The organism is Peribacillus sp. FSL K6-5616, assembly GCF_038008245.1.
In the GTDB taxonomy this organism is placed as follows: Bacteria; Bacillota; Bacilli; order Bacillales; family DSM-1321; genus Peribacillus; species Peribacillus frigoritolerans.
In genome coordinates this window covers 970,352-993,009 of record NZ_JBBOYT010000001.1, presented here as the reverse complement: position 1 = coordinate 993,009, position 22,658 = coordinate 970,352, and the positions used below count along the sequence as shown (strand labels likewise).

The window sequence follows — 22,658 nt, the reverse complement described above, 5'->3', positions numbered from 1 at the left end:
TTTGAAATGGTAGGACACTCACTTATAGGTAAATTTCAACATTTTATCCATGATTCCTGCAAACAACACAAAAAACCTTTCCACGAGTGGAAAGGTCACTGACTTAAATCATTTACCCAATGATGACGCGTTCTTTTGGATAATGGAAATTTTCCGTAACTTCTTTATGGCCTATGATATACAGGAGGGAGGTTATCCCAACACGGCCAATGAACATAATGATCATAATGACAATTTTACCGGTATTGCTGAGGTCAGGCGTGATTCCCATCGAAAGGCCGACTGAACCGAAAGCCGAACATACTTCAAAAATGATTTGCATCAAAGTGAAATTTTCGGTAATGGATAATATGAAGACCGCCATTATGCAAAGAAGCGATCCCATGATCATAACCGCTGTCGCTTTTCGGATATCATCGGGATGAATCTCCCGTTTGAAAACTTTTATGGAACGCCTTCCTCTCATGAAATTCCATAAAAATAGAATCATGATGGCCAGTGTAGTTGTCCGGATTCCTCCCCCGACTGAACTTGGGGAAGCTCCAATGAACATCAATATGCTCAACAATAAAAGGGTCGGTTCCGAAAAGTCACTCACATTCATGGTTGCCAACCCGCCGCTCCGCGTATTGGAGGACATAAACAATGAGTAAAAGAACGATTCATGCCAGTTCTTACCTTTAAAGAACCCATTAATTTCTAGAAGGTAAATCAGGATCGTTCCCCCAACGATAAGGGAAAAGAAAGTGACTGAGGTCAGCTTCGTGAACAAAGAAAAATGAAACTTATAAGTACGGGCCTTATTGGACAAAAACTCCTTCAGCTCAATCAAGACAGGAAACCCAATGGCTCCAAGGGTAAGCAGGATAATCGTAATGAACTGCACAAAATAATCGTCTTTAAATGGAATCATCGAAATACCGGTAATATCAAAACCAGCATTCGTGGTGGCACTTACGGCTAAAAATAAGCCATTTAAAAAGGCTTCTTTCCCGTCTGGAAAATAATTCAGAAAGTAAATGCCTAAAACGAGAGCCCCAATCATTTCAATTACGACAAATATCTGAATGATTTGGATCAATAATTTAACAAGCCCGGAAAGATTCGATTGGTTTTGATCCGTCATGATCAATTGTCTTTCCTTCAAGCCGATTTTCTTGCCCACTATAAGCCAGAAAAAGGTTCCGAGTGTCATGATGCCAATACCGCCAAATTGGAGAACGAACATGAGAATGAAATAGCCTACCTCATTGTACACTTCGGGCAAACTTACAACTGTTAGACCTGTTACACTAACTGCACTTACGGCTGTGAATAAAGCATCCATGAATCCAAATTCCACGCCTGGCTTAAGAGCGACCGGCAGACTCAACAGTACGGTCGAGATGCTGACTGCCAAAACATAATAACCGACGATAAGCTGAGCTGGTGTTAACTTTGATAATATTTTTTTGATAGCAAACATAAAGAGTTTCCTTTCTTGCTCCTTTATAGTTATGCAAATCACATAACCATTAAAAATCTAGTTTACCCTTTTATCATGCTTTTTTCCATTCTCTTTTAAAACTGACTTACTTACAACAAAAAGGCAGGTTTACCAATAAGTTTGATGCTGCTCGTATAAGTAAAACTCCACATTCTACTTATACTATCATTACAGCGGCAAAAGCCGTTGAAAAAGTAAAGGGGAGATTCAAATGGCTAACAGCAGTAACAATCTTCTTGTTCCAGGAATCGAACAAGCATTAGAACAAATCAAATATGAAATTGCATCTGAATTCGGTGTACAATTAGGTTCCGATACTTCAGCACGTGCCAATGGTTCAGTTGGCGGAGAAATCACGAAACGTCTTGTACAACAAGCACAATCTCAACTTAAAGGTCAATAATTCACAATTAAATATCCATGGCTAAGAGTCCAGCTGCATGCTGGACTCTTTTTAATGATTATGTCCATTTCCGTTTCCATTATTGCCTTTACCCCTTTTCGACTTATCCCAATCTTTCTTATCTTGTTTATATTGCTTATCCTGTTTATCTTGTTTAACTTGTATTTCCTGCCTATCCTGTGTAACCTGTTTATCTTGTCTATCCTGTTTATTTTGCTTATTTTTATTATCGTGCTTTATAGAATCATCACTATCCTTTTCTTTGAGTGATGAAACTTTTTTTACATCGAACTTTTTCTCATTCTGTTCATTTTTCTGCTTGTCCTTTGATTGGTTGCTGTGATGGCTATCCGATTTCCCTTTTGACTCGTTGCTTTTTTCCTTATATCCATTTATCGCATTCCGTTTTCCACTTGTATTTCCCCGTTCGGTTTGTTCCTTAATTTTGGTAACTTCAATACCCGCGTTTTTCCGTTCAGTCGGTTTGGCTTCATTGGCCGGCTTTTGTTTTATTTCAATTTCATTATTCTCTTTTTTCTTTTCTCCATCCGATTTGTTTTCCGTACTTAGCATTACGCCCTTTTCTTTCGGAATAACAACGTTTTCCTCGACTTTTTTAACTGGCGCCGGGGCAGGCTCCCTCTTATTGACCTTTATCTTATCTTTATCTTCATTCAACTTCTTTTCGAGATACTTACCCGTGGATATTCCTTGTTCCCTAGCTTGCTTCCGATCGCTTTTTGTTGCCTGGATCACTTTCATCTTTGTTTTGGAAACATTATCCTGCTCAGATATTTCTTTTATCTCCTCTTTTAAATTCTTATTCAGTTCTTTATTTTTTTTCATTAACGTTGTGGAAACGACTATTTGTTTATTTCCTTTCAAATAACCAAGTCGCTTCGTCGTTTCAACGATTCGGTTTGTAACAGCTTTTATATCCTTGCCTTTCCAGTCCTTCAGCTGACCGATCACAAGCTTTCCGTCTACATTTAATCCGGTAAGCTTGAGAACTTCTAAATCATCATCAAGCTCCAATTCAATGCTTGGATTCACATCTATGGTCATATATGCCGACACAGGACCAGAGAAATAAGAAGGAAGAATTGAAAAGAGAATCAGGAAGGTGGAGGCAATGCTTAGCACGGCCGTTTTTTTGAAAGATGAATGAATATTGGAAAAGGCCAAAGTGAATTTTTGTTTTGCAGGTGAAAAAGTTATTTCCTCACCCACTTCATATTCCCTTTCCTGCCTTTTGGTTTTCAGAAATTCACCCTCGGGGGTCAATAGGGTTACAAATCGTTTATTAACTGAAAGAATAACTCCTTTTTTCATTCATCGATAGCCCCTTTTATATAATCATTCAAATACAAAAAATCTCCGTTTATTATGATTGCCACGGCAATGATGTATTTTCTGTTCCGTTCAATCGTTTTTCTGCTTACTTCCACTTTTCCCTCAAGCTGTTTTACGGGCAGCCGCTTTTTTGTAAACAGGATTTCCTTCAGTTCGTCATCTTCCATTAACAATTTAGCGATCATAATAGCTCCCTTCCTGGCATCTGCATGTTTGGGAGAGTTTTCAACTAAATCCTCAAATGACAGACCAAAATCCTCTAGATGGCTTATATAAAGCTGAATTTCTTCTTTTCTTCTTTCCGATTCCTTCTGCATTTCGTATTCATTGATGGAATTTTCATTATCGATATATATTTGGCTTTGATCATTATCATCATTCAGTGTTAAATCCAATAGGATTTCTTTTTGTTTGGACTGGCTTCTTAAATAATCTATAACCCTTCGTTTAACGAGGGTTTCGGCAAATGCCAATAAAGAACGGCCTTTTTCCGGGGAGTATTTTTCAATTGCCTCGTTAAAAGCAATCATTCCAATACTGAATTCATCATCTGATTCGTATATGTACCGTTTGCAAACCGATGAGACTGTTTTAGCAATAAAAGGTTTGAATGACTCTATAGTATCATTACGAAGGCTATTATCGCCTTGTTGAATTTTCAATACGGTTTCTTCTAAAGAACGCTTTTTTTTGAATGCTGTAAACAACAAACCAAGCATTTGCTCACCTCGCTCCTGTTGAACATAAAATACGCATCAACATACTTATCTTAAGCGGAGGGAGTCTAAAAGACAGTACCAAAAGAACTATTTTTGCGATAAAAATGAAATCACACAATATATCAACATGATAAAATACTTAGTTTTTTCTCGTTTGTTACAGTGCAATTACAGTAAAATATCTTTTTCCGTTTTTTTGCCCAATACAATGGGACAATTGTCATTTTTATAACCGGAATTTAATATTCACATCTTTTAACATATCATTCGTAAACGTACCTGCGCTTTTGAGGGTCATCTCCATAAATACTTTAAGAAGCAAAAAAAATAGGCGTGACCGGCACGCCTGCAGACTGTAGACAAACTCGATGAAAATCGAGTTTGTCTATTTTTATGGCTTGTACAATTTGGACGTTGATTTCCACTCCAGGCACTCGCTTTCCGCGGGCGGTCGGGGAGCCTCCTCGGCTTTCGCCTGCGGGGTCTCCCCTAGACGCGCTTTTCCCGCAGGAGTCTCGTACCTTCCGTTCCAATCAACTTTGTCTTACCTTTTAGATAGAACACTTTTGCCTGGAGTCATGTTTGTTTTAAAATAGAAGTATTAAAACTTGAGGTGATGAGGATGCTTTCTAAACATGATTCTATTCAGCGAGATCAACTTGAAATGATTACTTTAGATCAATTGGTGCCACCGAACCATTTGGTTCGTAAAATGGAGGCTGCCATTGACTTCACTTTCATTTATGACTTGGTGAAAGATATGTATTCAGAGGTAGGACGCCCAAGTATTGATCCAGTTATTTTAGTTAAACTGACTTTCATTCAATATACCTTCGGTATTCGTTCCATGCGTAAAACGATTGAAGAAGTTGAAACCAATATGGCTTACCGTTGGTTCTTAGGCTATGGTTTCCATGATAAAGTACCTCATTTCTCTACGTTCGGGAAAAATTATGAGCGACGCTTCAAAGATACAGATCTGTTTGAACAGATTTTCTATCGCATTTTAATGACAGCTGCTAATAAAAAGTTAATAAGTGCTGAACACGTTTTCGTGGATTCCACACATGTGAAAGCCAGTGCGAATAAACGGAAATTTGAAAAGAAAATCGTTCGTAAAGAAACACGAGCGTATCAAGGACGTCTTCAAGAAGAAATCAATCAAGATCGTGAAAACCATGGAAAAAAGCCTTTTCCACCAGATAAATTTGATAAAGAAGAGACCAAAGAGATTAAAGAAAGTACAACGGATTCTGAGAGTGGCTACTATGTGAAAGATGAACGAACAAAACAGTTTGCCTATTCATTCCACGCGGCCGCAGACCGCAACGGTTTTGTATTGGGAACGATTGTAACACCTGGAAATACACATGACAGTCAGATCTTAGAGCCACTAGTTGAACAAGTGATTGAGAAAGTTGGAAAACCGGAAGCCGTTGCCGCAGATGCAGCTTATAAAACACCAGCGATTACAAGCTACCTATTTAACAAATTTAACAAAGAAATCATACCGGCTTTACCTTATACACGTCCTCGCACCAAAGAAGGATTTTTCCGCAAACAGGACTATGTATACGATGAACATTTTGATTGTTACCTTTGCCCTTCGGGCGAAACTTTAAAGTACTCAACAACAAATAAAGAGGGCTATCGCGAGTACAAATCGCCAAAACAAATTTGTACAACATGCTCATTTTTATCTCGGTGTACAGAAAGCAAAGACTGTCAAAAAGTGGTGACACGGCATATCTGGCAAACACATGTGGAAGAAGCAGATCATCTGCGTCATCATCAAGATGTAAAACCTATATATGCAAAACGTAAAGAAACGATTGAGCGTGTATTCGCAGATGCAAAAGAAAAGCATGGTATGCGTTGGACTACTTTAAGGGGACTTAAAAAATTGTCGATGCAGGCGATGCTTACTTTCGCTGCCATTAATTTAAAGAAGATGGCCAATTGGACATGGCAAGGTCCAAAAATGGCCTAACATAGTGGGCTCGTAGAGCCCCAATCTCTAAACTTCAGGCGAAAATTCAAAGGGAATTTCAAAAGGGGTTCAGAATTTTTTAATTCCGAACCCCTTTTGTCTACAAACTGTAGGCGTGACCGGCACGCCTGTTTTTTTATGCTTCCTGTATTTTTTTCTCTTCTTTCTCTTTTTTTTCTTTTTTGCTTGAAATGATCCATGCACCTGCTGCAATTCCAATCAATACAGTCCAGAAAATCGATTTCCAAAGCGTTGATTCAGGGAAATGATGATCAATGAAAGCAAGTGAAGGGTGTGCAAGTGTGTGTACCGCCAATTTCACGCCAACCCAACCCACAATCAAAAATGCTGCCGTTTCAAGTGAAGGACGCCGATGAAGCAGCTTAACGAATGCATTTGCTGCAAATCGCATAATGATCAACCCGATCATACCGCCGAGGAACATGACAGCGAATTGCCCTCCGTCAATACCGCCGACTTTCATCCAGCCTGTTGCAGGAAGTGTAACAGCCAGTGCGACGGCAGCCAACATGGAATCGATAGCGAAAGCGATATCAGCCGCTTCAACCTTTACCACGGTCATCCAGAAACCGGATTGCTTTTTAGGCTTCGTGATTTCCTTCTCACCTTTACCAGCGTATTTTTTGTAAATGTGCTGAAAAGCGATGAAAAGTAGATAAATCGCACCGATTGCTTGAACTTGCCACACCTCGACAAGAAAGGAAATAAGGAATAGACTGGCAAAACGGAAAACAAAAGCTCCCATCAGACCATAAAACAAGGCTTTCCGCTGTTGTTCTTTTGGCAAATGCTTAACCATGACAGCCATGACGACTGCATTATCTGCAGCCAGTATCCCTTCTAATCCAACCAAGATAAGAAGGACCCAGCCATATTCCAATAACATTGATGCTTCCATCCATTCAACCTCCAATAGTAGTATTTCCTTCCTATTGGCATTGGCAAAATAAAAAGACCTCTGCCGTATAGGCAAAGGTCTTGCTGAACATGAAATCATGTCAACAAAGCCGATGAATGTTTAACATTCACGTAATGACGACTTTGTTTTAGGGCGAACCCTAACGCTACTCCCCTTTGAAAAGGAAAATCAGTTATTAAGTATATTAATAGTATACGCGCTCGTTATGAAAATAACAATCTTTTTTTATAAATGGATCTCATTTTCTGTTCCTTTTGGATAATTTTAACAACGATAAATATTCTTTGCCGAAACGAATCCAGTTCGGTTTTGCAGAAAAATAGTTCTGAAATAGCGATAAAAAACTCGTGTATTTCCCTTCATATGGATACCATTGTATTTCTGTATCGTTTTTACCTTTATCGATCATGATCGCCTTTTCATGGCAGAAAATCTTCAATCCATGCTCGCCATGATAGCGGCCAACCCCACTTTGTTTGGCACCGCCAAATGGTAAATGATGATTAGCAACCGTAATCAGCACATCATTGATCGTCACCGCACCGGTTACTAACCGTGACGCAATCCGACTTGCTTTTTCCCTATCCATCGTCCAAACGCTGGAATTGAGTCCATATTCACTTTCATTTGCCAGGGCGATCACTTCTTCCTCCGTATCGAAAGGCACAACAGGCAACACGGGTCCGAACGTTTCTTCTTTCATGATTTTCATGGAATGATCGACATTGGAAAGAATCGTCGGCGGAATGAAATGGGTCTGCCCCGTTTTCCACTCTTTCGGAGGTGTTCCGGTTTCAAGTACGGCCCCTTTATTCAGTGCATCCTCCAGTTGGTCAGCCACAATATCCACTTGTTTAGGGAAAGTCATTGAACCGATATCATCCTGCGATTGCACCCCCTGCCTCATGGACTTCGTTTTTTCTTTAAGAAGCATTAGGAATTCCTTATAAACAGGACGTTCCACATAAACCCTTTCAACACTCATGCACACCTGCCCACTATTTGTGAAAGCCCCCCAAAGAGCCCCGTTCACAGCCCGTTCCAGGTTAGCATCACGCAGAACGATCATCGGATCCTTACCGCCAAGCTCCAAAGTCGTTGGGATCAGGTCTCTTGCTGCAACCTCACCAATCATTTTTCCGGTCCTTACAGATCCAGTAAAAAATATATAATCTGGTTTTTGCTCAGTTAATGCCGCACCCAATTCTTTCCCTCCATGGGCAAACTGTATAGTTCCTTCTGGGAAACCAGCTTCAAGAAACAGATTTTCGATGCACACCCCAACTAAAGGAGTTACCTCTGATGGTTTGGCGATGACAGTATTTCCAGCCGCTAGGGCATTAAGAATGGGAACCATGGAAAGCTGCAGCGGATAATTCCATGGTGAAATGACGAGAATCGTTCCACGGGGCATATAATGGACATAAGATTTTTTACCAATTAACATGAGTGGAGTGGTGACCTTCCGTCCGGAAAGAGATTTCACTGCATGTTTCTCGATATGCTTGATTGCATCGATCGTTGGCATGATGTCAGCAACCAGCGCTTCAATTTTCACTTTTCCCGCATCTTTTGAAATGACTTCTGCTATTTCATCCATCCTTTCAACCATCAATAAACGGAGCCGTTTTAAATAGTGCAGCCGTTCCTTGATGGGAAGATTCGACCATGATTGGAACGCATGTCTTGATTTCATATATATATGAGGAATCGACTTCAATGGTGTTGGGACGATTTCCGCAATCTTCTCACCTGTTGCCGGAGAAAACACTTCCAACTTGTCATGTATTTCTTCCATAACTACTCCCCTTGCTTTATCTTATTTTATCGTTACTCCATATCATTTTTATGCTTTAATAAAGATCGACCGAGGAGGAACCCCTCCTCTGAAATGCAGCAAAACTTCTCGGCTGCACTGATGTCAAAACGCCCTTTTCAAATGAAATTAGGTTGCCAAAAGAATTGATAAGAGCGCCTGAGCACTTTTCTTGAACAGTTATATGTTCATATACTTCACTAAACGTACGGAAATTCTTCCCCTGAACCCTCTTTATATAATGCCAGAGACGCAGCAGCCTGTATAATATAATCGCTTGGAACCAACTTCACAACCGGTTCCCTCTCTTCATAAGGTTCCTGACCGATTCCCTGCCACTTAATCGGTGTATTCACAGTATCCACTGCATCACATCACGTTTTACAACTCAATTGGTGAAGCTCCATGAAATCCATCCTCAACGCAAATACCATTAACTAGTAATCTCCCAGACATGTTAGCACTTCAAAATGGAATATATAGTAAAATTTTTTCGTTATTAAAAGGAATATTCACGTTTGTTATCGAAGGTAAGTATAATAAGAATCGAAATTCTGATAATCCGGCAGACAAGTTTATCGGTTTTAGTGTTTAATACTGGGTAATGGAGGATAAATTCATACTATCGAATAAAAATTATTATCTATATAACCGATTTTCCGTTACTATATAAGAAGGCGATTTTTTCGCGCATACATATTTGAGGTGAGCGCACAAGTGAAAAGAATAATTAAAGCATACGACTTCCCTATTTTCATCGCTGTCGTATTACTCTGTTTGTTTGGTTTAGTCATGATTTACAGTTCGAGCATGATCACTGCAGTCGCTCGATACGGCTGGCCCATGGATTACTTCTTTGAGAAACAAAAAACGGCCTTTCTCATTTCATTCGCGGCAATGATCGTCACGATGATTCTTCCTTATAAGATGTACAAAAACAAAATGTTCTTGATGTCTATGATGTTTGGAATGGCCGGTATCCTTTTGCTGCTCTTTATCTTCGGCCATACAGCAGGAAATGCCACAAGCTGGTTCAAGTTAGGGACAGCATCGATACAACCTGCGGAATTTTCCAAGTTAGCCATAATCATTTATCTGGCAGCCATTTACGGAAAAAGGCAGGATCGAATCAATAGTATTGATAAAGCCGTCATCCCGCCGATTTTCTTTCTGGTATTCATCTGCTTTTTAATCGGAATACAACCTGACTATGGAACGGCAGCGGTCATTTTCCTGATTTCAAGTACCATGATCATTTCATCCGGTATGTCTTTTAAGAGTATATTCAAACTCTCTTTAATCACTGCGATATTCGTTGCCATATTTGCATTGGGGGTACTCGTGACAGGAAATTTCTCAGCCGTTCTTACTGAAAATAAGATGTCTCGTTTTACCGGGTTTGCAGACCCTTTCGGAAAGGCAGGAGAAAGCGGGTATCAACTCGTGAATTCCTTATTCGCCATAGGTTCCGGCGGCCTTACTGGAGTGGGACTTGGTGACAGTGTACAAAAATACGGGTATCTGCCTGAATCACATACTGATTTCATCATGGCCGTCATTGCAGAAGAGCTCGGGATATTCGGAGTGGGATTCGTTCTATTGACACTAGGTTTTGTCGTCCTGAGGGGATTTGTACTTTCAGCCAAATGCAAAGATCCATTTGGAAGTCTTTTATTGATCGGCATCTCATCCATGATCGGCATTCAAGTCGGTATCAACGTCGGCGGAGTGACCGGACTTATCCCAATTACAGGGATCACCCTTCCATTCATCAGTTATGGAGGATCTTCCTTACTGCTGCTCATGCTTTCAATGGGCATATTCCAAAATGTCGTCATGCGAATGAATTTACTTGAACAGAAAGAAAAAGTCGTATCCATCCCAAAAGATGAGATCGCGTCTTCAAAATAAACGATCAAATACCCCTGGCATTTCTGTTCATGTCAGGGGTTCCCCTTCTCTGTAAGGTTATGGAAGTTCTCATAAAAAACAGGCAGTCGAATCCGACCGCCTGTTTTTTCATTTATAATGGATACCGATTTTAGTAAAGCCAGAAATCAGGCTAAGCAAAGGACAAAGTAGGCAGAAAAATGCAAATGGAGCATATTCAAGGGTTGAAACACCCAATACCTGTGTCAGGAATACACCGCAGACACCCCATGGAACCAGAGGATTCACAACTGTTCCCGCATCTTCAAGCACCCTCGCAAGCGTTTTGGGCTGCAAGCCTAAATCTTCATATCTCTGCTGAAAGGCTTTCCCAGGCAGTATAACTGACAAATACTGTTCACCCACAAGGAAATTCACGCTGATTCCTGCAAATACAGTAGCGGAAATCACTTTCGCTACACTCGTCAATGAATCCTGGATTGCATTTAAAATAGAAGGAATGACTCCCAATTCAAACAATAGTCCGCCCATCGCCAATGCCAACAACACCATCGAAACGGAGAACATCATACTTTCAATTCCGCCCCGCGATAGGATTGAGTCAAGTTGTTCCATTCCACTCTTCAGTACAAAACCCCCGTATAAGATATCCGCTATTTTTGCAACCGTCAAACTTGGGGTTTGTATGAAAGCAATGACAGCCGCCGAAATGATTCCTGCTGACAATGTCGGAATCGCTGACACCTTTTTCAAAGCCATGATTAGAACGATGACAAACGGAATCAAACTCCATATGCTTATATTCGTTTCCATTTCCAGGGCTTTGGTCATGGCTTCGATTTCCTCAACGCGAGCAACTTTGGCATTCGGTGAAAGGAAGAAAAAGATGATAAGCGATATGAAAAAACCTGGAATCGTAGTCCAAAGCATATTATTAATATGTTCAAATAATGGTGCTCCAACCGTTCCCGATGCAAGATTGGTAGAGTCGGATAATGGAGACATTTTATCTCCAAGAAATGCACCGGAAATGATTGCACCGGCTGTAATCGCCAACGATAAATCCATCGCCGCCGCCATCCCTATCAAAGCAACGCCGATTGTGGCAGATGTTGTAAGTGAACTCCCGATACAGAGCCCAATTAGCGAACACACCAGAAATGTGATTGCATAGAAATATTCACCAGAAATCCAGTCAAACCCATAGAACATGATGGTAGGGATAGTCCCGCTTGCCATCCAGATCGAAATTAACATTCCAATGAAAAAGAATATATAGATGGCTCCCATACCAGTGCCTGCACCTTTGACGATAGCCGCCTCCATAATCGAAAATGGCAGCTTCTTGAACTTTCCATAAACAAATAGAAAAAGGAGTGCCGCTATAATTGGAATATGGGGGGCAAGTCCATAATGAATGATACCAGTTGCAATAATTAAGAAAAGAATGGCCAAAACCCCAATTGCTTCAGGTAAGGAGAGTTTTAGCTTTGCATCTTCAAGACGCATGATGTATTTCCCCGCTTTCAATGTTGTATATTCTCTGAGGTAAGGATCGGACCTTTTAACTCCTCACAATTACTGAAACGCTTTTAAGCACTAAAGTACTAGCTAAATATAAAGGAGTTTCAGGAGATTGTCAAAGGAATAATTTTCTTATTTACTAGAATTCAATTCTTAATATTAAATCCAACATTGCCTTTTTTCACAAAATGATAACCCATAGGTAGCTCCGTACATTTATGCCTAATACATTCTTACACTCGTGAATCCATCTTCATATTTTTCCGATGCTATATAACCAACCTTCTGTTAAGGCCGAATCAGCCTAATGCTCATGAATTTAGACCCTTTATTTTAAACGGAAAAGGCATAACGCCAGCCTCCGTATTGTGAAATGTCTTCTGCTGTTTCGGCAGCACTCGCTTCACAGATAAATCCTGAAATTTCAGAGCCGTCTTCCAATTTAATCTTTCCGACTCCAAGTGGCGAAGGGATACGTTCTACAAAAGACCCGAACTCGGTAAGTGGAATTTCCCACACCTCCACTTCAATGGATGTACCTCGTTCATTTGAATGAATTAATCCAGGTTTAGGAGGTTCGGTGGGTAATTGGATCATTTTGTACTCAGGAGCTGTTTTCGCTTCACGAATAAACACTGCACCATGTTCAATCATTTGTTTTTCAAGGGAAAATCCACGCATATGAAGTCCGCATACTCCTACGAAAACAGTTTCCTTCTTTTTAAAAGAACTCCTTTGATGTAAAAACAAATCCGCAAGGCCGCAAATAAGATTCTCATTTTCACTGCTTGAAAATAAGGTAATCCCAAATGGCAGATTTTCTGTAGCATCTTCTGCTGGAACCGCTACAGCACTAAGGTCCAATAGATTGCAATGATTGGTATACAGCCCCATAAGACTGTTTGTTTCAATTGGATTTTTACGCACCTCCTCCCGCGTCCATGTCCCGCCGGATGTCGGCATGATCAATACCGCATTTTTTAACTGCTGACGGGCTTTTTGTGTAAACTTCCGAAGCTTGTGTATCGCTTTAAAAAGGGAAGATGCATCATACTCCGGTTTAGCTCCGGAACGTAGTACCGTTTCTGTCACAGGAAAAGCCGCATTCTCATGTGTCGTAATAAATTCACCCAATTCTGCCCAGCGTTCTGCCACCCATGGTCCGTCATATAGAATGGCAGCAGCTTCAGCTAGATAGTTTCCATCGATGTACTCAATTGGAATACCCAAGTTTTCAATTTTGATAACAGCCGCTTCCCATGCCTGTTTGTACTCCTGTGCAAACGGTCCGTAAAAAGCAGGAGGTTCTTGTACGAGACAAATTTTTTCGGGAAGCGCATTTGAACGGCGCTTGATCAGCTTTGACCATGGATCAGAGTCTTCAAACCCACGGACTACTTCATCGACAAGCAAAGCATCTGATAGACTATTAGCAAAGACATTGATACAATCCAAGCTGGCGCAGGCCGGTACAAGACCATTGATAGGCCATGCCCCTAAGCTTGGTTTGTATCCTACGAGACGGTTTAATGCTGCCGGAACACGACCAGATCCCGCTGTATCAGTGCCAAGTGCAAATGCTGACAGACCGCGTGCAACGGAAACAGCAGAGCCTGCGCTTGAACCGCCGCTAATTAATTCAGGGTTCAGCGCATTTTTAGTTTCTCCATAAGGACTTCTTGTTCCAACAAGACCCGTTGCAAACTGGTCAAGATTTGCTTTACCTATCGGAATGGCACCAGCCTCAATTAGACGCTTAACAACTGTTGCATGTTCATCCGGAATGTATTTAAACGCAGCACATCCGGCTGTAGTAGGAACACCCGCAAGATCAATATTATCTTTAATCGCAAACGGGATGCCCCAGAGCGGCTTTTGCTCTAGATCCATTTGTTTTAAATGATCTAAATACGGTTGAATCAACTTCATCGTAGGCGGAGTAATCCAAACGTTATATTCTTTGTCTGCGATTGCCCGATCTACAATCTCTTGAATAAGTGCTTCTGGTGTTAAATCCCTAGACTGATATCTTTCCCTCAGTTTAGGAATGGACAACATTTCCGGTATGTTCATCATTGGAAGCACCTCGCTTTTCATTTGTCATAGAAACAATCAATTGACCGGCATGAACTTCTTCACCTGGCACTACATGGACAGAATGAATGAATCCATCACTTGGAGCCAATTGTTGAAACTCCATCTTCATGCTTTCTTCTATTATGAGTGTATCGCCTTTCTTCACTTCTTCGCCTGGTGAGACAAGGACTTTCCATACGCTGCCTGGCATTGTGCAGCGTATAGCTTCAGCACCTGGCGGTAATACTTCCTCTTGCGTTTCATTCACTTCTTGTTCTGAAACAAATTCGTCAAGTCCCAATTCACGCCATCTTACACGCTCCTCATGGAAGGCAGACTGCTGTGTTTCCCGGAAAGCATCCGCGCTTTCAGTTATTGAACTTAAGAAAGCTAGATAATCACTTAGTTTGAAGGTCGTTTCAATAATATCGACTTCAAACTGGCCGCGTAAAAATCCGTCTCGCATGTCGAGAAGTTCATCTGCACCAACTGGATAAAATTGTATTTGATCAAAGAAGCGAAGTAGCCATGGTTTCCCTTCGGTAAAACTTTTCGTTATACGCAGACGGTTCCACATTTGAACCGTTCGACCGACAAATTGATATCCACCTGGTCCTTCTATTCCGTATACACACATATAAGCCCCACCTATGCCCACTGCATTTTCCGGCGTCCATGTTCTGGCTGGATTGTATTTTGTCGTAACTAAACGGTGCCGCGGATCGATAGGCGTTGCAACAGGTGCGCCGAGGTAGACATCACCTAGACCAAGAACTAAATAATTGGCATCAAAGACCACTTTTTGCACCTCATCAATCTCATTCAATCCATTAACACGGCGGATAAATTCCAAGTTGCTTGGACACCATGGCGCATCTGGACGGACATTTTTTTGATAACGATCAATGGCCAGCTGTGTAGCAGGGTCATCCCACGAAAGTGGAAGACGGACAATACGTGATGGTACTTCCATTTCTTCAAGCGGAGGCAGCGTGCTATCAATCGATTCAATTATTTCACAAAGTGAAACGATCGACATTTTTGTCGCATCGATATGAACTTGTAAAGAACGGATGCCTGGCGTTAAATCAATCACCGGGATATCATCACGGGACTGTATGGCTTCCATTAATGCATGCACTTGAAATCGGAGCAAAAGATCAAGTTCCATTTCACCGTATTCAATCAGGATATTTTCGTCACCATCGGCACGAATCGTCAATGGAAAACGGCGGTCTGTTCCTTGAACAAGAACTGGATAGCCTGGTAAAAACGAGTCTGTTTTTTCAGGTAGAAAAGGAAGCATTGTTTCCACATGATTTTTACCAATGGCACCTAAAAATTGCTCCTGTGTCTGACGAAGTACATTTGCTTCTTCTATTGTTAACAGCTGAAAAGTAATGCGATCGCCGGCATGAAGCTGGCCGATTTTCCAAAATTCAGCGGAAGCGGTCGTGACTGGACAAACGAAACCGCCAAGACTCGGACCATCCGGACCGAGCAGGATAGGCATATCGCCGGTTAAATCCAGGGTTCCAATTGCATAGGCGTTATCGTGAATATTGGATGGATGCAGACCCGCTTCCCCTCCATCTTCACGTGCCCAATGCGGCGCTGGTCCTATTAAACGAACTCCTGTCCGTGAACTGTTAAAATGCACTTCCCAACTTGTGTCTGTTAATTGATCAAGATAATCAGGCATTAAGTATTCCTCTGTACAATGAGGACCTAAAATCACACCGATCGTCCATTCCTTTGTTAATGGAGGCCGAAGTTCAAAAGGGAGTTCCAGCTGTTCAGGTGCAGAACTTGAGTTAACCCTTAACACATCGCCTGTTCGTAGCGCACGTCCGCCGTGTCCGCCTAAACCTCCAAGTGTAAAGGTTGAGGAGCTGCCTAGGTAAAGCGGCATATCCAATCCACCGGCTACCAATAAATACGTACGCATGCCCTGTAAAGCTTCACCGAATGATAATACTTGACCACGTTTTACATTAATCACGCTATACATTGATACTTCTTTTTCATCAAGTTTCGCTTCCATATCAGCACCAGTCAGGCAAATGGACATGTCTACCCGGAAACGATAGGACCCGCCCCGAAGGGTTAATTCAAGACCTGAAGCCTGATCATCATTTCCTAATAATTTGTTTCCAATACGGAATGCGAAAGGATCCATTGGTCCGCAAGGAGGTACACCAACATTCCAATGACCGATACGGCCGGGCCAGTCCTGTACAGTTGTCTGAATGCCGCCATCAAGTACTTCAATCGCCCTTTCATCCGGCGTAAAATGTTCCAACATTTGCGTATGCACATGGCCTGAATTACAATCCTCTTCCTGTAAAAGAGCGTGTAAATATTGTAGATTTGTTGTCACTCCATATAATCTCGTTTCTTCAAGGGCTATACTTAAGAGGTCAATTGCCTCCTCTCTTGTTTCCGCATGAACGATTATTTTTGCCAACATTGGATCGTAAAAAGAAGTGATGTTGATTCCATCTCGCACCCATGTTTCAATCCGGGCTCCTTCCGGGAAACGGACTTGGTCAATTTGCCCGCCACTTGGGCGAAAGTCATTTAAGCAGTCCTCTGCATAAATCCGTGCCTGAATACTATGCCCTTTTGGCGATGAATATAAGGTATCCAGCCCACGCAATTCCCCTGTCGCTTCAAGCACCATCCACTCAACCAAATCAATACCCAGCACTTCTTCAGTCACACCATGTTCAACTTGAAGGCGTGTATTCACTTCAAGAAAGTAGAAATTCTCTGTTTCTGGATCATATAAAAATTCAACTGTACCGGCGCTACGATAGCCAGCCTCAAGTGCCAACCGTTTTGCCGCTGCCAACATATTTTCCCGTACAGAAGGAGAAAGAAGCGGTGCTGGACTTTCTTCAAGAACTTTTTGATTGCGTCGTTGAATGGAACAATCGCGTTCTCCTAGTGCTGCAACTTCACCAAATCCATTACCAAATATTTGAACTTCAACATGGCGTGCCTTCTGAATGTATTTTTCTAAAAAAACACCGCCGTTGTTAAAGTTGGTTTCTGCCAGGCGGCTAACAGTATCGAATGCTTGACGTAGTGAAACTTTATCCAGGCAGATACGCATGCCGATGCCCCCTCCGCCAGCTGTACTTTTTAACATAATCGGATAACCAATCCGTTCTGCCTCTTTTAGGGCTATATTGACATCGTTAATCAGCGATGTACCCGGTAAAAGCGGGACATTCGCTTTTTCAGCCATTTCACGTGCTGAATGCTTTAAGCCGAACATTTCAATTTGTTCAGGTGCTGGACCGATAAACTTAATGCCGTGTTTACGGCAGGCACGCGCAAAGTCCGCATTTTCACTTAGAAATCCATATCCAGGATGAATGGCATCTGCTCCTGTATCGATAGCAGTTTTTAGAATAAGATCAGCATTTAAATAACTTTCTTTGGCAGCACCTTCACCGATTAAAACAGCTTCATCCGCCAAGTCCACATGCAGACTATCCTGATCTGCTTTCGTATAGACAGCAACGGTTTGGATTCCTATCCGTCGTAAAGTTTTTTCGATTCGGGTGGCAATTGCGCCGCGATTTGCTATTAGTACTTTCTTCAACATGTTCTTCACTCCCCTGTTCTATTTATCCCAGATCAATAATTGAATTGGTGTTGGATTAAATGCGTTGCAAGGATTGTTCAGCTGCGGACAGTTGCTGATTAATACCTTTGTCCGGCTGATTGCCTGCATTTCCACGTAATGTCCAGGTGCTGAAACACCATCAGTAAATTTCAAATCTCCTTCGGGTGTAACGGGGACATTCATGAAAAAATTGACATTTGGGGCAAGATCCCTTTTTGTGAAGCTTTCACCATATTTGGCTAACTGAAGCATATATGTGTCGCGGCAGTTATGCATTGGCAGCGTATCATGTGAATACCGAACTGTGTTGCTCTGTGCAGAGCAGGAACCACCGAGTGTATCATGGCGTCCGCAAGTATCAGCAATAATTCTCACTAGTTCTTTCCCTGATTCTGCAATAAGCACAGACCCCGTTGATAAATAAATGTTTTGCTGACACTGAATCGTGTTCACTGCACTGTAATGGTCAGTAGGCTGATCCGCATCAAAAAAGAGGGTGTCTGCCGCTTGGTTTCCTTCTAAATCCACGATTCGAAACACCTGGCCCGGTTCTAAAGTATATAGCCAGCCGTTTCCAGCCATTAATTTTTTATAATAAATTGCTTCTTCCACTTTACGTTCGCTTTCGACATAATTTAAAACAGCCATTATTGAATTCCTCCTTTAGAAAGAAGTAAGTATTCCCAAGTATTTTCAAAGGCCCTTCGGTTTTCTGGGCGATGATTTAAGCAAACATCGTCTTCTTTAACAGGTTCGGCATCTGTAATTGTTATTTCAATTGGTGCAGTTGTGTACGTTTTGTTTGTGTCGAGTGGATTTGGTGTATTGGATAAAACGAGAAGGACATCCATTTCCGTTCGAAGTGTAACCTTATCCCCTTTTTTAGTGTGTCCTTGGACAAATTGCGTGTTGCCTTCATCATCGCAGGACACTTTGGAAAACAAATTCACGACAGGTGATAAATCACTTGTTGTTAATCCATTGCGGAACAGCTCAACGATTAGATTTCCTTCACCATTTTGATACCAGTCATTTCTCAGTTCTTGGTAAGTCGTTTCTCCATACTTTTGATCGATTTGCTGGCGGGTGCAGTATCCGGAGATCGTATCATGCCAGCCAATCGAGTCTTCTGTGATACTTGCAAGAACACGACCGTTATCGCTCAATAGGACATTTCCTTTTGTCAAATAGGCTGTATATTGAGCCTTTAATGTATCTGGCATATTATATCGTTCAGCTGTATCATCTGCGTTATAGAGAAGCAGCGATACATTCGCACCATCTTCCATTGCAGTAAATGTGATTTGTTTCCCTCTTTTTATGCGGGAAGACCACTTTCCTCCCGGCGAAATCATTTTTGATACGATCGTGGTATTAATGCCATTCATTATGATTTTCCTCCTTTTGGAATAAAAAAGGATAAAAGCCTGAGAGAAATAAATCTCCCAGGCTTTTATCCTTCCGTGTATACAACCGTAATGGCTGTACGCTCTCTCTCGGACCAGTCTTTAAAGATAATTCTTTAAACGGAACCCTAGAAAGCTTTTTGTTTCCAACCTAATGTGGAAACCTTTATTAGTTTCGATTTGATGTACCTAATATAACGGAAAGCTGTATTAAAGAACAACAAACATGTCAGATTATCTCACATACTTTTTTTCCGATTGGATTCGCTTAAGTGTTGAGATGGCAAATTTCCGTTCTTTTGCTTTCGACCATTTCTTTATAAACAAGTAAACAAAACCGATCATTATCCAGCTCACACCGAATTTAAGTGTAGCTAAGTCAAGCAATGTTAAAAGCCATCCGATAAAAGTGGCACCGACTAGCGGAAAAACAAGATATAAAAATGTTTCTTTTGGTGAGCGTTTTTTTAGTTTGATATAGAAATGTGCAATAACAGAAAGATTGACGAATATAAAAGCGGTTAATGCACCGAAGCTTACAAATAATACAGCTGAATTCAGACTAATAAAAACAGCTGAAAGTGAAATTACAGCAATGAATATAATATTTGAAACCGGTGTTTTGTATTTTGGATGCAGGGATGTAAATAATTTTTTGGGAAGAATGGATTCACGTCCTAGTGCATAAAGAAAACGGCTCACACTTGTTACTGAAGAAAGACCTTGTGTAAAAGTCGCAACTATTAACACCATGATAAACAATGAACTTAACAGATTTCCTCCAATCAATCGAACAAGGCTGTAGGCGGCATTATCAGCATTAACAAAAGTAAAATCCGGATAGGCGATTTGTATCAGATAAGAGATCGAAATATACATGATCGCTGCGATAAAAATAATGAGGAAAATAGCCTTAGGTATTGTTTTTTGTGCATCAACAGTTTCTTCAGCCATGGTCGTAACGGCATCAAAACCGAGAAAACAGAAGCATATCAGCGCAGCACCTGAAAAAATAGTGCCCATTGCTGCATCTTCACCAAAGAATGGAGCTAACGTAAGGATGGAACTTGTTCCTTCGCCTGCTAGAATATCCTTTATGATCAACATGCAAAAAAGAAAGATAAACCCGATTTGTAATAGAACAGATATTCCGCTTATACGCGCCGCAGATTTAATGCCCAGGATATTAACAACAGCAAGTACGATATTCATGATGATGATCCAAACATAAGTAGGAATGGCAGGGAATTCTGTATTCATGAAAATCCCAAACGTTAAAATGGCGATAATAGGAGAAAAAACATAATCGATGAGAAGGGCCCATCCGACAAGAAAGCCGGCTTTCGGGTGAATAGAATTCTTCGTATACGTATAGGCAGAACCAGCGATGGGGTAAGCCTTTACCATTCGGCTATAGCTGTAGGCGGTAAAGAAAATAGCCAGAAATGCAACGATATAAGCAACTGCCATTTTACCTTCTGCAGCCTCATAAGCTACACCATAGATTGTAAAATAAATCATTGGTGTCATCCAAGCGAGGCCCATAAAAACAACATGAGGCAGCTTTAGTGATTTAACAAGTCCTAAATTTTCACTCATCATTCATTCTCCTTTGCCAGGTTAATAGGAAAAGGAAAAAAGCCCAGGGGAATTTTTATAAAAAAATCTCCCGGGCTTTTTTCCCTCCGTGTATACAGCTAAAACTAGCTGTACGCTCTCTCTCGGACCAGGCTTTAAAGATGATTCTTTAAACGGAACCCTAGAGAGCAATTTTATTAATGATTACTAGAGTAAACTTCTTTAATGAAGTATATAGTAAGGAAAAATTGATTTCTATAAACATGTAAGGATATCTAACACAGAAAATTCATTTCCAGACGGACTTTAATCATGCGGCATTAGAGAAAATTCCAATATAATAAAAACCCAATTTCTCATTACAATGTACCCTATTAAGTAGACACCAAAAAAAAGTCTACCAATAGGGTACTTTTTTGTATAATTAAGAAACACAACTAGAGATAACATGGAGACGGGAAAATAATGAGTAAAAAGATTTTCACAGAGAAAGAGACCAAGCAGCTATCAACTAATAAATATGTTAAAGCAGTTGGTACAAAAGGAATCACTTATACAGATGAATTTAAGCATATTTTTATTTCTGAAAGAGAGAAAGGAAAGGCTGCGAGAGAAATATTTGAACATTGTGGGTTTGATCCAGAGGTTTTGGGGATGGACAGAATTTATTCCGCGAACAAAAGATGGCAAAATGCTTATAAGAATAAGGGGATAATCGGTTTACTTGACACTAGAACTGAAAACTCAGGACGTCTTAGAGAAAAGGAACTTACCTTAGAAGAGAAAAATGCTCGTTTAGAAGCACAAATTACCTTACTAAAGGCGGAAAACGAACTATTAAAAAAGATTCGTATTGCAGAAAGGGGGATGAAGAAATAGAGCTTTCTCCTAGCCAAAAGTATATACTTATTCGGTCAGTGATTGAAAAGTATCAATTGAAAAATATGGTCAGTTATCTTTGTATTCTGGCTGGCGTCTCAAGAAGTGGTTATTATAATTATTTCTCGTTGGAATCACAAGAAAGAAGAAAGCTTAGGGATAAAACAGATGAGGCCGTAAAGGAGATCATCTTAAAAGCTTTCCATTTTAAAAATCGTAAGAAAGGTGCACGTCAAATTAAAATGACTTTGGCGGGCCAATTTAATATTGTCTACAATTTGAAAAGTATTCGACGAATCATGAACAAGTATGGCATTGTTTGCCCTATTAGAAAAGCAAATCCTTACAGACGAATGATGAAAGCTACAAAAGAACATCGCGTTGTACCTAACCTTCTAAACAGACAATTTAAGCAAGGGGTTCCAGGAAAAGTACTCCTCACGGATATCACCTATTTACATTACGGTAAAGGAATGAGAGCCTACTTATCAGCCATTAAAGATGGTTCGACTGGAGAAATATTAGCCTACCATTTATCAGACCGTATGACTTTAGATTTAGCTACAGATACACTCAAGAAGTTAAAGAAGAACAAAAACTTTAAAAAAGCAAAAGATGCCTTAATTCACTCAGATCAAGGTGTTCATTATACAAGTCCTATCTTTCAAAAAGCTGTGAAGAAATTAGGGTTACGCCCATCTATGTCAAGACGAGGAAACTGTTGGGATAACGCACCACAGGAATCATTCTTTGGCCATCTTAAAGACGAGTCCTCTATTAAAGCATGTACAAGTCTAGATGAGTTAAGAAAAGAAATTAAACAATATATGATTTATTACAATCATTATAGATATCAGTGGAATTTAAAAAAGATGACCCCTGTTCAATATAGAGATCATCTTCTTAAAACTGCCTAGGTTTTTTTAATGTCCTTTACAAAGGGTACACTTTACATCATTAA

The 22,658-nt window shown here is 40.7% G+C and carries 16 protein-coding genes and 2 riboswitches; of the genes, 4 read left to right on the top strand and 12 right to left on the bottom strand.

All coding sequences use genetic code 11. From position 1 onward, the window contains the following. Positions 1-112 precede the first annotated feature (112 nt). Positions 113-1,522 carry a TrkH family potassium uptake protein gene (locus MHB45_RS04750; RefSeq protein ID WP_286676049.1) on the bottom strand — a complete coding sequence of 470 codons (1,410 nt, stop codon included), beginning with the start codon at positions 1,520-1,522 and terminating at the stop codon, positions 113-115. A gap of 175 nt (positions 1,523-1,697) precedes the next feature. Between MHB45_RS04750 and MHB45_RS04745 the strand changes: the two genes are divergently transcribed. Next, positions 1,698-1,889: an alpha/beta-type small acid-soluble spore protein gene (locus MHB45_RS04745; protein WP_034314196.1), complete on the top strand. Its 192-nt coding sequence runs from the start codon at positions 1,698-1,700 to the stop codon at positions 1,887-1,889. Between the two features lie 51 nt (positions 1,890-1,940). Here the strand turns inward: MHB45_RS04745 and MHB45_RS04740 are convergent, their stop codons facing one another. Beyond that, positions 1,941-3,221, bottom strand: a complete 1,281-nt coding sequence (locus tag MHB45_RS04740) for an anti-sigma factor domain-containing protein (protein WP_048680469.1) — start codon at positions 3,219-3,221, stop codon at positions 1,941-1,943. Next, positions 3,218-3,961: an RNA polymerase sigma factor SigI gene (gene sigI / locus MHB45_RS04735; RefSeq protein WP_048680473.1), complete on the bottom strand. Its 744-nt coding sequence runs from the start codon at positions 3,959-3,961 to the stop codon at positions 3,218-3,220. Before sigI ends, MHB45_RS04740 begins: the two co-directional genes overlap by 4 nt. A 622-nt stretch (positions 3,962-4,583) precedes the next feature. Here sigI and MHB45_RS04730 point away from each other — a divergent pair. Then, complete coding sequence (locus tag MHB45_RS04730) at positions 4,584-5,951, top strand: IS1182 family transposase (RefSeq protein WP_161922717.1); 1,368 nt, start codon at positions 4,584-4,586, stop codon at positions 5,949-5,951. A gap of 136 nt (positions 5,952-6,087) precedes the next feature. Here MHB45_RS04730 and MHB45_RS04725 read toward each other — a convergent pair whose 3' ends face one another. The 3 genes from MHB45_RS04725 to MHB45_RS04715 all read right to left on the bottom strand — a co-directional run bounded on the left by MHB45_RS04725 (position 6,088) and on the right by MHB45_RS04715 (position 9,072). Then, positions 6,088-6,870 (bottom strand): TerC family protein, encoded by a 783-nt coding sequence (locus MHB45_RS04725; RefSeq protein ID WP_048689105.1) that lies wholly within the window; start codon positions 6,868-6,870, stop codon positions 6,088-6,090. Between the two features lie 259 nt (positions 6,871-7,129). Then, on the bottom strand, positions 7,130-8,689 hold the full coding sequence (locus MHB45_RS04720) for an aldehyde dehydrogenase family protein (RefSeq protein ID WP_072272668.1): 1,560 nt from the start codon (positions 8,687-8,689) through the stop codon (positions 7,130-7,132). Between the two features lie 218 nt (positions 8,690-8,907). Continuing rightward, complete coding sequence (locus MHB45_RS04715; protein WP_153246176.1) at positions 8,908-9,072, bottom strand: hypothetical protein; 165 nt, start codon at positions 9,070-9,072, stop codon at positions 8,908-8,910. Positions 9,073-9,424: 352 nt separating this feature from the next. On the opposite strand from MHB45_RS04715, the gene MHB45_RS04710 reads away from it, so the two are divergent. After that, positions 9,425-10,618, top strand: coding sequence for an FtsW/RodA/SpoVE family cell cycle protein (locus MHB45_RS04710; protein WP_048689108.1), 1,194 nt, complete (start codon positions 9,425-9,427; stop codon positions 10,616-10,618). 108 nt (positions 10,619-10,726) lie between these two features. Here MHB45_RS04710 and nhaC read toward each other — a convergent pair whose 3' ends face one another. The 6 genes from nhaC to MHB45_RS04680 all read right to left on the bottom strand — a co-directional run bounded on the left by nhaC (position 10,727) and on the right by MHB45_RS04680 (position 20,839). Then, positions 10,727-12,106: a Na+/H+ antiporter NhaC gene (gene nhaC, locus MHB45_RS04705; protein WP_072272667.1), complete on the bottom strand. Its 1,380-nt coding sequence runs from the start codon at positions 12,104-12,106 to the stop codon at positions 10,727-10,729. 348 nt (positions 12,107-12,454) lie between these two features. Continuing rightward, positions 12,455-14,197 (bottom strand): allophanate hydrolase, encoded by a 1,743-nt coding sequence (atzF, locus tag MHB45_RS04700; protein WP_072272666.1) that lies wholly within the window; start codon positions 14,195-14,197, stop codon positions 12,455-12,457. Further along, positions 14,163-17,813: an urea carboxylase gene (gene uca, locus MHB45_RS04695; protein WP_340907447.1), complete on the bottom strand. Its 3,651-nt coding sequence runs from the start codon at positions 17,811-17,813 to the stop codon at positions 14,163-14,165. Before uca ends, atzF begins: the two co-directional genes overlap by 35 nt. Positions 17,814-17,831: 18 nt before the next feature. Then, a complete protein-coding gene (locus tag MHB45_RS04690) occupies positions 17,832-18,482 on the bottom strand; it encodes an urea amidolyase associated protein UAAP2 (RefSeq protein WP_048689119.1) in 651 nt (216 codons plus the stop codon). After that, entirely contained in the window at positions 18,482-19,222 is a 741-nt protein-coding gene (locus MHB45_RS04685) for an urea amidolyase associated protein UAAP1 (protein WP_048689122.1), read from the bottom strand. The genes MHB45_RS04690 and MHB45_RS04685 overlap by 1 nt, the downstream gene beginning before the upstream one ends. A 52-nt stretch (positions 19,223-19,274) precedes the next feature. Further along, a riboswitch (guanidine-I (ykkC/yxkD leader) is annotated at positions 19,275-19,383 on the bottom strand. Between the two features lie 91 nt (positions 19,384-19,474). Further along, positions 19,475-20,839 carry an APC family permease gene (locus MHB45_RS04680; RefSeq protein WP_081088548.1) on the bottom strand — a complete coding sequence of 455 codons (1,365 nt, stop codon included), beginning with the start codon at positions 20,837-20,839 and terminating at the stop codon, positions 19,475-19,477. 65 nt (positions 20,840-20,904) lie between these two features. Then, positions 20,905-21,014: riboswitch (guanidine-I (ykkC/yxkD leader) on the bottom strand. A gap of 269 nt (positions 21,015-21,283) precedes the next feature. On the opposite strand from MHB45_RS04680, the gene MHB45_RS04675 reads away from it, so the two are divergent. Next, positions 21,284-22,614, top strand: a protein-coding gene (locus MHB45_RS04675) for an IS3 family transposase (protein WP_253349165.1) whose coding sequence is annotated in 2 segments (ribosomal slippage) — positions 21,284-21,656 and positions 21,656-22,614 — 1,332 coding nt in all. Because the reading frame shifts where the segments join, the coding sequence is not laid out codon by codon here. Positions 22,615-22,658: the final 44 nt, after the last annotated feature.

Excerpts from the sequence above, each read along its gene's own strand:
- MHB45_RS04745 (WP_034314196.1), top strand. The coding sequence starts at position 1,698 with ATGGCTAACAGCAGTAACAATCTTCTTGTTCCAGGAATCGAACAAGCA.
- MHB45_RS04740 (WP_048680469.1), bottom strand. The coding sequence starts at position 3,221 with ATGAAAAAAGGAGTTATTCTTTCAGTTAATAAACGATTTGTAACCCTA.
- sigI (WP_048680473.1), bottom strand. The coding sequence starts at position 3,961 with ATGCTTGGTTTGTTGTTTACAGCATTCAAAAAAAAGCGTTCTTTAGAA.
- MHB45_RS04730 (WP_161922717.1), top strand. The coding sequence starts at position 4,584 with ATGCTTTCTAAACATGATTCTATTCAGCGAGATCAACTTGAAATGATT.
- MHB45_RS04725 (WP_048689105.1), bottom strand. The coding sequence starts at position 6,870 with ATGGAAGCATCAATGTTATTGGAATATGGCTGGGTCCTTCTTATCTTG.
- MHB45_RS04720 (WP_072272668.1), bottom strand. The coding sequence starts at position 8,689 with ATGGAAGAAATACATGACAAGTTGGAAGTGTTTTCTCCGGCAACAGGT.
- nhaC (WP_072272667.1), bottom strand. The coding sequence starts at position 12,106 with ATGCGTCTTGAAGATGCAAAGCTAAAACTCTCCTTACCTGAAGCAATT.
- atzF (WP_072272666.1), bottom strand. The coding sequence starts at position 14,197 with ATGATGAACATACCGGAAATGTTGTCCATTCCTAAACTGAGGGAAAGA.
- uca (WP_340907447.1), bottom strand. The coding sequence starts at position 17,813 with ATGTTGAAGAAAGTACTAATAGCAAATCGCGGCGCAATTGCCACCCGA.
- MHB45_RS04690 (WP_048689119.1), bottom strand. The coding sequence starts at position 18,482 with ATGGCTGTTTTAAATTATGTCGAAAGCGAACGTAAAGTGGAAGAAGCA.
- MHB45_RS04685 (WP_048689122.1), bottom strand. The coding sequence starts at position 19,222 with ATGAATGGCATTAATACCACGATCGTATCAAAAATGATTTCGCCGGGA.
- MHB45_RS04680 (WP_081088548.1), bottom strand. The coding sequence starts at position 20,839 with ATGAGTGAAAATTTAGGACTTGTTAAATCACTAAAGCTGCCTCATGTT.